The sequence below is a fragment of the Brevibacterium sp. FAM 24630 genome (genome assembly GCF_049804075.1).
GTDB lineage: Bacteria > Actinomycetota > Actinomycetes > Actinomycetales > Brevibacteriaceae > Brevibacterium.
Map to the genome: position 1 here is coordinate 263,177 of NZ_JBNBZD010000002.1, position 13,391 is coordinate 276,567.

The 13,391-nt window shown below is 65.4% G+C and carries 11 protein-coding genes; 5 read left to right on the plus strand and 6 right to left on the minus strand.

Annotation, left to right across the window (positions count from 1 at the left end; genetic code table 11):
• The first annotated feature begins 80 nt into the window (after nucleotides 1-80).
• The 4 genes from ACPUD7_RS02630 to ACPUD7_RS02645 all read left to right on the plus strand — a co-directional run bounded on the left by ACPUD7_RS02630 (nucleotide 81) and on the right by ACPUD7_RS02645 (nucleotide 3,993).
• Nucleotides 81-1,490: a quaternary amine ABC transporter ATP-binding protein gene (locus ACPUD7_RS02630; RefSeq protein WP_425119035.1), complete on the plus strand. Its 1,410-nt coding sequence runs from the start codon at nucleotides 81-83 to the stop codon at nucleotides 1,488-1,490.
• Nucleotides 1,491-1,498: 8 nt separating this feature from the next.
• Complete coding sequence (locus ACPUD7_RS02635) at nucleotides 1,499-2,356, plus strand: ABC transporter permease (RefSeq protein WP_205683379.1); 858 nt, start codon at nucleotides 1,499-1,501, stop codon at nucleotides 2,354-2,356.
• Between the two features lie 37 nt (nucleotides 2,357-2,393).
• Complete coding sequence (locus tag ACPUD7_RS02640; RefSeq protein ID WP_135541605.1) at nucleotides 2,394-3,395, plus strand: glycine betaine ABC transporter substrate-binding protein; 1,002 nt, start codon at nucleotides 2,394-2,396, stop codon at nucleotides 3,393-3,395.
• 94 nt (nucleotides 3,396-3,489) lie between these two features.
• Nucleotides 3,490-3,993, plus strand: a complete 504-nt coding sequence (locus ACPUD7_RS02645) for a methylated-DNA--[protein]-cysteine S-methyltransferase (protein WP_425119036.1) — start codon at nucleotides 3,490-3,492, stop codon at nucleotides 3,991-3,993.
• Nucleotides 3,994-4,019: 26 nt separating this feature from the next.
• Here the strand turns inward: ACPUD7_RS02645 and ACPUD7_RS02650 are convergent, their stop codons facing one another.
• The 4 genes from ACPUD7_RS02650 to ACPUD7_RS02665 form a co-directional block, all read right to left on the minus strand.
• Nucleotides 4,020-5,342 (minus strand): Dyp-type peroxidase, encoded by a 1,323-nt coding sequence (locus ACPUD7_RS02650; RefSeq protein WP_425119071.1) that lies wholly within the window; start codon nucleotides 5,340-5,342, stop codon nucleotides 4,020-4,022.
• The gene (locus tag ACPUD7_RS02655) at nucleotides 5,320-5,988 is read right to left on the minus strand and encodes a copper chaperone PCu(A)C (RefSeq protein WP_425119037.1); all 669 of its coding nucleotides are present in this window, start codon (nucleotides 5,986-5,988) and stop codon (nucleotides 5,320-5,322) included. Before ACPUD7_RS02655 ends, ACPUD7_RS02650 begins: the two co-directional genes overlap by 23 nt.
• A gap of 307 nt (nucleotides 5,989-6,295) precedes the next feature.
• Nucleotides 6,296-6,958 (minus strand): hypothetical protein, encoded by a 663-nt coding sequence (locus tag ACPUD7_RS02660; protein ID WP_425119038.1) that lies wholly within the window; start codon nucleotides 6,956-6,958, stop codon nucleotides 6,296-6,298.
• Nucleotides 6,959-7,180: 222 nt separating this feature from the next.
• On the minus strand, nucleotides 7,181-7,786 hold the full coding sequence (locus ACPUD7_RS02665; RefSeq protein ID WP_425119039.1) for a hypothetical protein: 606 nt from the start codon (nucleotides 7,784-7,786) through the stop codon (nucleotides 7,181-7,183).
• 407 nt (nucleotides 7,787-8,193) lie between these two features.
• On the opposite strand from ACPUD7_RS02665, the gene ACPUD7_RS02670 reads away from it, so the two are divergent.
• On the plus strand, nucleotides 8,194-9,900 hold the full coding sequence (locus ACPUD7_RS02670) for a DUF222 domain-containing protein (protein WP_425119040.1): 1,707 nt from the start codon (nucleotides 8,194-8,196) through the stop codon (nucleotides 9,898-9,900).
• Nucleotides 9,901-10,060: 160 nt separating this feature from the next.
• Here the strand turns inward: ACPUD7_RS02670 and ACPUD7_RS02675 are convergent, their stop codons facing one another.
• Nucleotides 10,061-11,305, minus strand: a complete 1,245-nt coding sequence (locus ACPUD7_RS02675) for an N-acetylglucosamine-6-phosphate deacetylase (RefSeq protein ID WP_425119041.1) — start codon at nucleotides 11,303-11,305, stop codon at nucleotides 10,061-10,063.
• Between the two features lie 28 nt (nucleotides 11,306-11,333).
• On the minus strand, nucleotides 11,334-13,349 hold the full coding sequence (locus tag ACPUD7_RS02680) for a S9 family peptidase (protein ID WP_425119043.1): 2,016 nt from the start codon (nucleotides 13,347-13,349) through the stop codon (nucleotides 11,334-11,336).
• Between the last annotated feature and the right edge of the window lie 42 nt (nucleotides 13,350-13,391).

Genomic DNA, 13,391 nt, shown 5'->3' on the forward strand with positions numbered 1-13,391 from the left:
GATCTGCGAGCACCGAACCGTGCAAACGGGGGTGAAGCCTCTCGTTCTTGCGGAGAGCCAAGAATGCAAGGAGGAAGCACATGAGCGTTGTCGTCAAGGCATCACATGTCTACAAAGTCTTTGGCAAGCGGCCGAATGAAGTGATCAAACGGCTCGAAGAAGGGGCCGACCGGAAGGACCTCACGAAGCTCGGCACGGCTGCCGTCATCGATGCGAGCTTCGAAGTCGAGGAAGGCGAGATCTTCGTCGTCATGGGCCTGTCGGGCTCGGGAAAGTCGACGCTGATCCGTACTCTCAACGGACTCTGGGATACGAGCGGGGGGTCCGTCGAAGTGCTCGGCACGGACATTTCGACGGCGGACTCGTCGACCCTGCGGAAGGTCCGCGGCAAACACGTGTCGATGGTGTTCCAGCACTTCGCTCTGCTGCCGCACCGCACGGTGCGTGAGAACGCAGCCTATTCCCTGGAGATCCAGGGAATGCCGAAGAATCAGCGCCTGGAGAAGGCGGAGGAGTGGCTCAAGGCCGTCGGGCTCGACGGCTGGGGCGACAAATATCCGCAACAGCTCTCCGGCGGAATGCAGCAGCGTGTCGGCCTGGCACGCGCACTCGCTGCGGAGACCGACATCCTGCTCATGGATGAGGCGTTCTCCGCACTCGACCCGCTGATCCGCCGCGAGATGCAGGAACAGCTCGTGGAGCTTCAGTCCAAGCTCAACAAGACCATCATCTTCATCACGCACGACCTCAACGAGGCGATGTTCCTCGGCGATCGCATCGCGGTGATGCGTGACGGACGCATCGTCCAGATCGGCACCTCCGAGGAGATCCTGACTCAGCCCGCCGATGACTACATCGCCGAGTTCGTTCAGGACGTCGACCGCACTCGTGTGCTCACAGCCTCCTCGATCATGCGCGAGACCAAGGCGACGATCAGCATCGAAGCGGGCCCTCGGCTGGCGATGCGCACGCTCGAGGACAGCAACTCCTCGGGCCTGCTCGTCCTCGACGACAATCGCACCGTGCTCGGCATGGTCAGCGACCGCAACGTGGTCAGAGCCGCCCGCGAAGGGCAGCAGACGATCGCCGACATCGTGGAGAAGACAGACCTGTTCACGGTTCGTCCCGAGACTCCGATCTCGGAGCTCTTCGCGCCCAGCTCCGCGGCCAAGGTTCCGTTGACCGTCATCGATGAGAATCAGCGACTGCTCGGCATCGTGCCGCGCGTGGCGCTGCTGAACTCGATGGCCGATCCGGGTCCCGCAACCGGGGAGATCCCGCCTGTGCAGGAAGCCTCGGAACCAGTCGTCGTCTCGCCGAGTGCCGCTGAGTCGGACAGCGAAGACGGCGCCGCTTTCACCGACGAACAGGCGACTCCGACGGAAGTGGCGGACGCTTCGGCTGACGTCGAATCCGCCGCCGGCAGTGCGGATGAGGGAACCGGTGCCGCCACGCGAGGCGCCACCGACGCTGAAAGGGGTAAGCACTGATGGACTTCATGAATCCGCGCCTTCCGGTCGGTGACTGGGTCAACGACTTCCTCACCTGGTTCATCGGAGCGTTCCAGTGGCTGCTGGACATCATCAATTTCATTCTCAGCGGCCTCTACGAGGTTCTCTATCTCGTCTTCTCCTCGCCGATCTATCTGGTCATGATCATCATCCTGGCCGCGATCGCGTTCTTCGCCGCGGGGTGGAAGGTCGCTCTATTCACCCTCATCGGGTTCTACTTCGTGCGTGCCCTCGACCAATGGGACAACACGATGTCGACCTTGGCTCTTGTCATCGTGGCAGTGCTCGTCGCGCTCATCATTGCGATCCCACTCGGCATCCTCGCTGCCAAGGTGAGTTGGGTATCGACTGTCGTCAAACCCGTTCTCGACTTCATGCAGTCGATGCCGGCTCTGGCCTACCTGGTCCCGGCCATCCTCATGTTCAGCATCGGCCAGACGCCGGGTGCGGTTGCGACGATCATCTTCGCCCTGCCTCCAGGAGTGCGACTGACGGAACTCGCGATCCGTCAGGTCAACACCGAAGTCGTCGAGGCCGGTCAGGCCTTCGGTGCCAGCTCGGGTCACATTCTTTCGAAGATCCAGATCCCGCTGGCGATGCCGACCATCATGGCGGGTGTCAACCAGGTCATCATGCTGGCCCTGTCGATGGTCGTCCTCGCCGGTATGGTCGGCGCAGGCGGCCTCGGTGGTGCGGTCGTCGGCGGCATTCAGAACGTCGATGTGCCACTGGCCGTCGAAGCCGGTCTGGCCGTCGTGGTCATCGCAATCTTCCTCGATCGCGTCACAGCTGCTCTGGGCAGGAAGACCCCGATCGAGCGAGCTCGCAAGGCCGCGGCCGCCTAATCTTCAACTAACCGAAACGACTACCAAGGAGAGTCATATGAAAACGTCAGTTCTGACCAAGCTGGGCGGCATCCTCGCCGCCAGCGCGCTTGTCCTCTCGGCATGCGGCGCGTCCAACTCCGGTGGCGAGCCCGCCGGCGGCGGTGACGATGAGACCAATGCCGGCGGACAGGACTGGTCCTCGTGCAAGCCCGGTGAGGGTTCGAAGGACGTCGCCGACACCGAGGACGACGAGAAGAAGGTCTCTCTCGGCATCTTCAGCGGCTGGGACGAGTCGTACGCCACCATCTACCTCTTGAAGAACATTCTCGAGGAAGACGGCTATGAAGTCGACACCAAGGAGCTCGATGCCGGTCCGATGTTCACCGGTGTGGCCAAGGGCGACATCGACTTCTTCACCGACGGCTGGCTGCCGCTGACTCACGAGAGCTACCTCGAACAGTACGGCGACGATCTCGTCGACCACGGCTGCTGGTACGACAATGCGAAGCTGACCATCGCCGTCAACGAGGATTCCCCGGCCAAGTCCATCGGCGATCTCAAGGACATGGGTGACGAGTACAACAACATCCTGTACGGGATCGACGCCGGTGCCGGTCTGACGAAGACCACGAAGGAGAAGGCGATCCCGGAGTACGGGCTCGACAACCTCGACTTCAAGATCTCTTCGACCCCGGCGATGCTCGCGCAGCTGAAGAAGTCGACCGATGCCGATGAGAACATTGCAGTGACCCTGTGGCGTCCGCACTGGGCCTATGATGCCTTCCCGGTCCGCGACCTCGAAGACCCCAAGGGTGCCATGGGCGATGCCGAGCGCATCTTCAGCTTCTCAGGCAAGGAAGCTGCAGATGAGCATCCTTACGTCTCGCAGCTGCTGCAGAACCTCGTTCTCGACGATGACCACCTGGCCAGCCTCGAGAACCTCATGTTCTCCGATGAGCACTACGGAGGCGACGATCATGAGAAGGCTGTCGCTGAATGGCTGAAGGACAACCCGGACTTCGTCGATCAGTTGAAGAAGGGCGAACTCGCCAAGTGATTGCCTGATGACGTTGGCCCGGTCGAGTCTTCGACCGGGCCTTTGTCATAGGCTGGCTGTGGTCTGAGAGACTCGGCCGACCGGAGGACACCAGATGACGAACAGTTCGGCGATCATCGACACCTTCGTCGGTCCCCTCGCTGTGACCGGCGACGGCCGGTCTGTCGTCGGTCTCGAGTGGCTCACCCGCACCGAGGCGGCCGTGCCCACCCCCGAACCCGACGATCGGCTCCTCGCCGAGGCGGTCGCCCAGCTGCGTGCGTACTTTCACGGCCGTCGGACCGATTTCGATCTGCCCGTCGACTTCGGTGAGGTCTCCGACGTCGCTCGCACGGTGCTCACAACACTGGCCCAGGATGTGCCGGCGGGGACCACCGTGACCTACGGGCAGCTCGCCGAGGCCAGTGGGACCGGAATCCCCGCGCGTGCCGTCGGCGGCATCATGGGACTCAATCCGATCCCGATCATCGTGCCCTGCCACCGAGTCGTCGCGGGAAACGGACTCGGCGGCTATTCGGGCGGACTGCCCGGGCACGAACTCGACACGAAACGTCGCCTGCTCGAATTCGAGGATGCGCTGCCGCAGCCGCTGTTCTGACGCGGACCGCACTCACCGGCTGAGCTTCACCCCTCGAACAGCGACTGCCCGACGTATCCTCCCTCCTCGGCTCCGGGCGGGATCGCCCACACCGTCGACCCGATCGGCGTCGTCCATTCGTTGAGCAGATCCACCTCGGCGAGGCGGCGCTGGATCGGCAGGAACTGACGCTCGATGTCGGCTTGGAAGGACGCGAACAGCAGCCCCGAATCCTCTCCGGCACCGGTTTCGTAGTTGAACGTGCGCCGGTGGATCTGCACTTCGGGTCCCAGCCCGTCACGGGCCCGAGCCACATGCGAGGCCTTCGAGATCTTCGTCAGCCCACGCTTGTCGACGGCGGTGAAGTCCGGAACGTCGAACTCGTCGGTTCCCGACAGCGGGGCCCCGGTGTCCAAGGTCCGTCCCGTCGAGAACTCCCGAGCCGGACGGTCGGCCTTGTCCCAGGTGTCGAGGTTCATAGCGATGTCGCGCAGGACCAGCGTCGTGCCTCCACGCAGCCATCCGGGCAGGTGCGCGCCGAGGTCGGCCGGAGGCTCCCCCCGTGCCGAGAACACCGGTTCGGTCGTATCGGTGCCGGCACCCCAGATGATCCGTGCGAAGTCCTCGGACCCCGGGCCGGGGTTCGCCGTGCCGTCGAGCTGTCCGAAGAGGTTGCGCTGCGTCGTCCCCTCCCCTGTGCTGCCGTAGGCGCGACGGAACCCGTCCCTCTGCCACGCCACCTCTGCAAACGATCGCGAATCCTTGAACAGCATGCGCCGGGCATGGGCCAAGGTCAGCGGGTCGTCGCCGCAGATCTGCAGGAGCAGGTCACCCTTGCAGCGATTCGGGTCGAGGCGATCGATACCGAACTTCTCCAAGGGCTTCAGCCAGTCCGGGACCTGCTCCTTGCCTGCCAGTGCGACGAGCCCGGGACCGAACCCGAAGGTCACCGTCAGACGGGCCGGATCGGCAGCCAGTTCGGCTTCGGAATCGGCCAGCGGGGCCGTGCCCTGGGTGAGTGCGGCCGCATCCGCGGTGAGCAGACGCAGCCAGCGGACCGCCTCGGCGGCGGTGATCTCCGGTCGCATCGTGAACGCAAGGAAATGCGCATACGCCTGCGGCGGGGTTTCGACACCGGATTGGTGAGTGCCGTAGAACGGTTCGACCTGTGCCCCGTTCGCTCCGTCCAGGTCTCGCCGAGGCGATCCGCCGCCGTCGTCGGCCGCCGACGACCCAAGACCGGTCCGGCCGAGCCCGAATCCCGCGGTTGCGCCGAGGAGACCGGCACTGCCGGCGGCGGCCGCCGAGGTGATGAGACCTCGGCGGCTGAACCCGGAGGGAGACTGCTCAGTGGTCACCGTGGTCTCCATGATCGGAGTCCTCGTGGTCTCCGTGGTCGCCGTGGTCTCCGTGGTCGCCGTGGTCTCCATGATCGCCGTGGTCGTCGCCGGATTCGGCGCCCTCGGCTTCCCCGGGGGCGTAGTTCTCCTCGGCCCCGGAGTACTCCTTCGCCACTGCTGTGACCTCAATGCTCTGATGATCGGCGGTGACAAGGTCGAGAGTGATCTCCTCGCCGGGTCGGATCGCCTTCTTCAAGCCCATGATCATGATGTGATCGCCGCCGGGTTCGAGGCTGAGGCTCTCCCCGGCCGGAATGTCGAAGCCGCCTTCCTTCTCCTGCATCGACATTCCGCCGGAGCCGTCCTCAGAGGTTTCGTGGAGTTCGACCATCTTTGCGTCCGGGTACTTCGCCTCGACGAGGTTGATGTCGTGATCGGTGTTGTTGCGGACTTCGCCGAAGACCGCGGTCATTCCGTCCTCAGCGGCCTTGACCCAGGCGTCGTCGAGGCTGAGCGCATCGGCGTCGACCTGCGAGGAGGCGGGGCTGTTCGACGCCGAGTCGCTCGCTTCAGGCTGCGAGGAATCGGCGGCCTGGCTGCCGGACTGGCCGCAGCCGGAGAGGCCGATGACGACGGCGATGGGCAGGGCCATAGCCAGGGTGATGTTCTTTCGCATGATGTCTGCACTTTCGTGTTTTGGTGCAGTCGAATACGGCCGCGTACGGGCCGCTGCGTGCATGGACCGATCGGGTCACCGCTGCCGCGCTCGAGCTCGCGGCTGCACGTCCGATTGAGTGTGCGGCCGCTCGTGCAATCGAGTGCGCTGCTGGTCGTGCAGGTGCGGCGAACCGCGGCAGAACCGGGGCGCATCGGTGCCGGGTTGCGGCAGTTCCGGTTCACAGCGGTGTTGGGTCGCGGGTGTCTTCGACTGCCACCATTCGGTGGGTTGGTGTGACGGCGGTTTTCGCCGTCGCAGTGAGGTGTCAGACGAGGGCAGGAGGGCCGCGGCGATAGTTCGGTCCGACCACGGCCGAAGCGATCGGCTGCGGCAACCGGAACGCAACGAGCACGGACCGGTAGGGATGGTCAGCCAGGATGCCGGCCGCCTCGGCGAGGGCCCGCAGTGCACCGGCGACCGGGCCCAGAGCCAGCTGCAGAATGGTGAGGACGATGTCCTCACCGTGTTTGAGGATCACGGCGGTGATGAGGACCGCGGCGATGTGGGCGAGGATCATCCCGGGCGAAGTGCCGCCGTGCGCATGAGAAGCGGCCGCGGCGGCCGATCCGAGGTCGAGGGTGCCCGGGGCAGGGACGATGTGTCCCGCATGAGCACTCATCGCGGCAGCGGCGGATCCTTCCCCCGCCGAGGCGGGGTGTGCGTCCGCATGGGCTCCGGAGTGTGCGTTCACCGACCAGCTCATCGTCAGGTGCATGAGCACCTGTCCGAGGCCGAGGAGAGCGGTGAGGGTGAGATACCCGAGGCGTCGGCCGGCGAGGATCATCGCCGCCCAGAGCACCAGGACGAACACGACGCCGGTGCCCAGGAGCGAGGCGCTGCCGCCGGCACCGAGGTGCATGAGCAGGGCCAGCAGGGTCGTGATGAGGGCAGCGAAGAGCGCGCGAACGGACTTCGTCCATCCGGTCATGGCTCCTCCTCTGATGCAGCCCCGAGTTCGCCTCGCTGCACCGACATGCGTGTGCCATCGGTGCCTGGACGAAGGTGGAATTCCCAACCCATTCACACATTCTACTCAAAGTAGAAACGCGCGGGCGGAGGGAGCCTCGAATCGGCGCCACGGCTCTTCTTCGCAGCGCTGTGACCTCGGATGGCGCTTCATCGGCCCCCGTGAACATGGGCGCGACGAAAGCTACATCCGCAGCCAGGTGTCGGCGGTCTTCTTGATCATGGCTCCGGCCGACTCGGCGGCATCGGTCCAGGTGACGAGTTCGCCGCGAGGATCGGTGGTGGAATCGGAGAGGACGATGACATCGAAGTTGCACACGAGCGCGGCCATCGCCGAAGCGTACACCGCGCCGGGAGCATCCGCATCGGCATCGGCATCGGCATCGGCGGGAGCATCCGCATCGGCATCGGTATCGGCGTTGGCGAGAGCATCCGCGGTGGCGCTGGCGCTGGGAGCTTCCGCGGTGGCGCTGGCGCTGGGAGCTTCCGCGGTGTCGTCGGCGCCGGCGATGATGATCCGGTCGACGGCCATATCGTGCAGACCGGCCGCGAGATCGTCGACGCCTTCGAAGACATCGGGACCATTCGAGCGGAGCACGAGATCCTCCTCGTCGGGGACGAAGATGCTCAGCTCCTCGTCCGGAGTGTCGGCGAGGCCCTCCTTCGTGGAGGCGAAGATGAGTACACCGCCCACGGCTCGCGTGCGGGTGACGATGTCGCCGAGGGTCTCCATGGCGTCATCACTGGGATAGCTGGCGTCGTCGGTGTCGATGAGGAGCAGGGCATCCATACCCCCAATCGTGCCACGTCCGGGTGACGCATTCGAAGCCGGGACCGGACGGCCGAGTTCGCGACCGCGGGAGCCGGGACGTGGCGGCGGGGCCTGCGGCGGCGGGCCGACGGCTGGTGGGCCGGCGAGTCGAACAGGTGCCCGCGGCTGGCCCGGCGGCCGGCACTGCCACCCGCACAGCGGCTGGCAGTACGGCTCGCACAGCGGCCGAGCGGGCGATGGCCCCATCGATCACCACTGACAGCAGTCTCAAACTTATAACACAAAATTACCTGCCGTTATCGCCGAACATCTGCGAACATCAGAAGATTGTTCGAAATCTTTTTCGATTCTCTATGGCGTTCTCTGGGCGATGAGAGTATACTGGACTTCAACAACAACGATGTTGGTGAACGGAAATCATCCCCATGACCCTCACTCCCGAACGCAGCTCCGATCATTCCGATCGGAATGCCGACAACTCCCCTCAGACCAGCGGTCACCCCCTGCTGGCCGACGAAGAGTGGGCAGATCTCAGTCGCTTCGCTCCGGAAGTCACCTCCGCCATCACCCAGCTGATGAGCCTCAAGGATGAGTTGCGCACCTTCGATCGCCCAATGGGACCGGATCAGGCCATCATGCTCGCCGACGGAGTCGAGGCGATCACACGCATCAATGAAGCGCTGTCGACGCTTGCGCTTTCCGTCTGCGAACGTGTCGGCACCCCCAGTGACTTCGGCGCCAAGTCGACCAAATCGCTCATCGAGAATCGGTTCAACCTCACCGGCGCAGAAGCCAATCGCCGGACCGAGATGGCCAAGAACCTCGGCGGACGCGTCGACATGGCCGGACAGGCACTGCCGCCGCTCTACCCTCTCGTCGCGGATGCGCTCCATGCCGGCACCATCTCCGCCGCCCAGGCATCCGTCATCGAAGACTGCATGCGGAAGCTGCCTAACTGGGTCAGCCAAGAGATCCGCACCGATGTCGAGTCGCGCCTGGTCCGCAACGCGCCCAAGGTCCGCCTCAAGGACCTGCGGGAGATCTTCGGCAAGCTCATGGGATACATCGACCCGGACGGCGAGGAGCCGAAAGACTCGACTGACCGCGCTGCGTACTGCATGTCGATGCGCGCCAAGGCCAACGGCGACTGGGAGGTGCGGGGACTGCTCGATCCCGTCACCGGCGGCACCCTCAACGGGCTGCTGACCTCTCGGATTCAGTCCGCCGGTGAAGGCGACAAGACTGCCATCGATGCTCCTGACACTGACGGGGCTGACTCGGCGGCCGGTATCGCAGGTGCTTCGTGTGCTGCCGATGGGCATCTGGCATCCGACACCGAAGGCTTTGAACCCGAGGGAACAGCTGCTCCGCTTCCCGATGAAGAGCTGCTCGAGATCGTCGACGCGGTGCTCTCCGGCGAACGGTATGACGCCAAGCGCGTACCGGAGCCCAACCTCGCTGCAGTTCGCTCGGCCGGAAATCCGTCCGATACCCCAGGCGTCGGTGTCCGCGAGAACGGCGAGATCGTCGACGTCAGTGCCGAGCAGCCCTCAGCACGGGAATGGATCTATGAACGATTCGCCGGTTTGGTCTCTACGATCGACAAGCAGCGTACGACCGCGGGAGCGCCGTATGCCCTCGTCGTCACCGCCAAGGCCGAGGATCTGGCCAGCGGCAAGGGGCACGGCACCACAGGCGCTGACAACCCCGTGCCCATCAAAGAACTTATGGCTGACGGCCTCAACGGCTCGGTGTTCTTCCATCTCATGAGCGACAAGGCCAAGACCATGCAGGTGGCAACCGAGCAGCGCTTCGCCAATCGGAAACAGCTGTCAGTGATCACCGCTCGCGATCGAGGGTGTACCTTCCCAGGCTGTGACGCCCCTCCCGGTTGGTGCGACGCCAACCATGTGGTGCCCTGGGCACGCGGCGGCAAGACCAAGGTCAACAATCTCGCACTGCTCTGCAGCTATCACCACCACCTGCTCGATCGCTCCGATTGGGACACCTTGATGCTCCTCGACGGACGGCCGGCGTACATTCCGCCCGCCGCAAAAGACCCCTCTCGCACGCCGATCCTCCACGCCCGCTTCATCGCAGACGACATCGTCGACTCTCTGTTCGACGAATAGCTCCCCCAGCTTGCAGGAGACGACTGTGCCCATTTTCCGAGCAGAGCCGAGTACGGCCGTGTTCCCGGCATGGTCTTGTCCAGCCGCCGTCCGAGATCGGTTTGGTCCAGCCGCTGTGCGAGGACGATCGCATCCAGCAGCCATCAGGGCTCAGCCGAGTTCAACCGCCCATCTGCGAGCCTCGGATGCTCATGTCGTCATCGAGCAGCAGAAGGTCTGCCGGCATTCCGATCGCCAGCAGGTTGTTTGCATCGGCGCCGCCCACTGCTCGCAGAGGAACGAGGCTCGCGGCCTGCACAGCGTCGAATGGACTGAGACCCACCTCGGCGACGGCCCGCTGCACGGCCTCGTCCATCGTCAACGTGGACCCTGCGATGGCACCGGGAGAGCCGTCCGAGGTGACCAGGCGGGCTACCGAATCCTTGACATCGACGGGGAGCGAACCGAGGTGATAATTTCCATCGCGCAGACCGGTTGCCGCCATGGCATCGGTGATGAGCGCGAGGCGCCCGGGCACGAGCTCGTGGAGCATGCGTGCGACCGGAGCCACGACGTGGACACCGTCATTGATGAGTTCGACGGTGACATGCTCGGCCTCGGCCGCGGCAAGAACCGGCCCCGGAGCACGGTGGTGGATGCCCGGCATCGCATTGAACGCGTGGGTGAGGATGCTCGCCCCGGCGTCGAACGCCGCAGCGGCCAATTCGAAGTCGGCGGCCGTGTGCCCGATGGCCACACGCACCCCGGCCGCGGTGAACCGGTTGATCGCGTCGAGGGCACCGGGCAGCTCGGGGGCGATGGTGACCTGCGCAAGCGTTCCAGCGGCCGCCTCAAGGAGCGCCTCGACCGCCTCAGGAGTCGGCGACGTGAGTACCTCGGGTGCATGCGCACCCTTGAAATCCGGGGACAGGAAGGGACCTTCGGCATGCAGGCCCGTGACCATGGCCCGATCGCGGACGATCCCGGCCCCGGCACGCAGAGACCGGCACAGCCCGTCGATCGTGTCCGAGACGAATGACAGGGCGAGCCTGCCGGTGCCGTGATCACGATGCACGTCGAGGATCGCGTCGATCGCGTCGGCTCCGTCCTCGGCGCTTGCTCCGTCCTCGGCGCTTGCTTCGTCCTCAGCGCCTGCTCCGTCCTCGGCGCTCGCTCCGCCGGCACCGTGGCAGTGGATATCGACGAACGCGGGAGCCACGAATCCGCCGGCCGCGTCGATGACGTCACTCCTCGCCGAGGCGGCCCTGTCCTTCCAGCCGTCCCCGCGGCCCCGTGCAGTGACCAATCCCTGCGCGATCGCGATCCACGTGTCCGCGGTGTCCTCGGCGAACGTCGCCCGATCACCGTCGAGGATGCACGCATTGTGGATGACCGCCTCGGCGGGGATCTGCTCGGTCTGTGTCATCGAGGTCCTTCCATCGCTCTGCTCTCGCTCACCCCAGGGTGCGGACCCGGTTCGCGTCGATGCCGAGCACATGCGTGTCGAGGAATGCCAGCACCGTGCGGTACCAGACCTCGGCATTGCCGCGGCCGAGGATCCAGTGCCCCTCATCCGGGTAGTACAGGAATCGGTGCTGTGTGTCGCCGTCGGCGTTGAGCGGAGTCTTCGACTGCGTGAGCAGGTCGAGCCACAGCTCCTGTCCCTGCCCGATCGGCACCCGGTAGTCCTTGTCGCCGTGGATGACGAGCATGGGCACTTCGATCTGATCGGCGAAGAGGTGTGGCGAGTATTCCGCCGACTGTTCGCGCATCGCCTCGTCCCACGAGGAGTTGTCCGTCGTCCGCCCCATCGACGTGGTGTTCCACAGGGAGGCGTGGGTGACGATGCACTTGAACGTGCTTCCCGTGTGTCCGGCGACCCAGTTGGCCATGTAGCCGCCGTAGGAACCTCCGGCCAACGCGACATGTTCGGCGTCGATGTCCGCCCGCGCCCCGGCCGTCTCGGTGAGCGTCATGATGTCGGTGAACGGGGTCCCACCCAGCTGCTGCTGACCGCGATCGATCATCGCCTGACCGTACCCGGTCGAGATCGCCGGATCCGGCAGCAGCACCGCATAGCCGGCAGCGGCGAAGGGCGCAGGGTTCCACCGGTATGTCCATGCGTTCCACGACCCCCACGGGCCGCCGTGGGCGAACACGACGAGCGGGTGCGGCCCCTCGCCCTCCGGCAGAACCAGCCACGCGCGGATCGGGGTGCCGTCCTCGGCCGTGGCTTCCACCTCGGTGAGGGTACCCTCCTCGTCGAGCGCCGTCGCCGGGTTCGCGAGTTCGCTGATGACCCCGGTAGCGAGATCGATCGAGATCGGCATGGGCGCGACATCGATCGCCGAGGCGGTCGCGACCACCGTGTCCCCGCGCAGTGCGAGACCGGAGAACGAATACTTCTGCTCGATACCGCCGACGAGGCGCCGAGGCTGCGCATCGGCCAGATCGCCGATGAAGACGCTGCCGCGACCGTGATCGTCGGCGGCCGCCGCGATCGTCGAGTCGTCGACCCAGATCGGTGAGAACCAGAAATCGGCGTCCGGCCACACGGGAGCGAGTTCGGCCGTCTCGAGGTCGAGGACCATGAGGTCGACGGCGAGGTTTGCCTGCGGAGTCCAGAACTGTTCGCGGCTGACCAGGGCCTTCGTCCCGTCCGGGCTGATGGCTTCGATCCCGAAGCAGTGATCGGCGGCCGGCTTCGTCAGCCGATGCAGCTCGGGCTCACCCTCCAGGTCGACGCGCCAGATCTCACTGGCTTCGAGCTGGCCGGGGATCGGCCTCTCGAGCTGGACGAGGGCGAACCGGGCATCGTCGTCGACGGCCCAGTCGATGAGGCGGCCGGACGGCAGCGACAGGTAGCGGAAGTCCAGGCCCGCCGGAGCGCTGAGCTCATCGGCGACCTCGGGGAAGTCGGCGGCAGCCTCGTCGAGTTTCGCTACCGCCAGGGTCTGCCGGCCCGGCCCCAGATCCTGATTCCACCGCCGGATCGGGAACCCCGTGTGGAGGATGCCGCTGATCTTGGCATCGCTGCGCTCGGCACTGAATTCCTGATGGTCGTTCTCATCGGCGGCCCAGGTGTGGACGGGGAACTCGACGATGAGGGTCTCCCCCTTGATCTCGATCCGGGTGAACCCGCCCTCATGGTCGGCGAGTTTGCGGGCCTCTCCGTTGTCGGGAAGCGCCCACAGGCTCGGGCTCTCGGCGTCCTTGCCGTCCTCGCCCTTGCGTTTGGCGGCGAAGACGATCGTCCCGTTATCGCTCAGAGCGGCCGGGCCGATGGACTGGTCTCCGCGAGTGATGCGGCGGGGCACTTCGCCGCTGATATCGGCGAGGTGGCTGAGGGAGGAGCTGCCCTCGGAGTTGAGGAACGAGTACTGGGCGATGACGCGGCCGCTCTGATTCGTCAGGAGGCCTTGCAGGCGGCGGGCGTCGAGGAGTCGGGTCACTGCGTCGTGGGTCGTCATGGCCTCATCCTAGTTCGCAACTCGGACAAGGGGGCGCTGAAG

Coding starts and splice junctions, on each gene's coding strand:
- ACPUD7_RS02630 (WP_425119035.1), top strand. CDS start 81: ATGAGCGTTGTCGTCAAGGCATCACATGTCTACAAAGTCTTTGGCAAG.
- ACPUD7_RS02635 (WP_205683379.1), top strand. CDS start 1,499: ATGAATCCGCGCCTTCCGGTCGGTGACTGGGTCAACGACTTCCTCACC.
- ACPUD7_RS02640 (WP_135541605.1), top strand. CDS start 2,394: ATGAAAACGTCAGTTCTGACCAAGCTGGGCGGCATCCTCGCCGCCAGC.
- ACPUD7_RS02645 (WP_425119036.1), top strand. CDS start 3,490: ATGACGAACAGTTCGGCGATCATCGACACCTTCGTCGGTCCCCTCGCT.
- ACPUD7_RS02650 (WP_425119071.1), bottom strand. CDS start 5,342: ATGGAGACCACGGTGACCACTGAGCAGTCTCCCTCCGGGTTCAGCCGC.
- ACPUD7_RS02655 (WP_425119037.1), bottom strand. CDS start 5,988: ATGCGAAAGAACATCACCCTGGCTATGGCCCTGCCCATCGCCGTCGTC.
- ACPUD7_RS02660 (WP_425119038.1), bottom strand. CDS start 6,958: ATGACCGGATGGACGAAGTCCGTTCGCGCGCTCTTCGCTGCCCTCATC.
- ACPUD7_RS02665 (WP_425119039.1), bottom strand. CDS start 7,786: ATGGATGCCCTGCTCCTCATCGACACCGACGACGCCAGCTATCCCAGT.
- ACPUD7_RS02670 (WP_425119040.1), top strand. CDS start 8,194: ATGACCCTCACTCCCGAACGCAGCTCCGATCATTCCGATCGGAATGCC.
- ACPUD7_RS02675 (WP_425119041.1), bottom strand. CDS start 11,305: ATGACACAGACCGAGCAGATCCCCGCCGAGGCGGTCATCCACAATGCG.
- ACPUD7_RS02680 (WP_425119043.1), bottom strand. CDS start 13,349: ATGACGACCCACGACGCAGTGACCCGACTCCTCGACGCCCGCCGCCTG.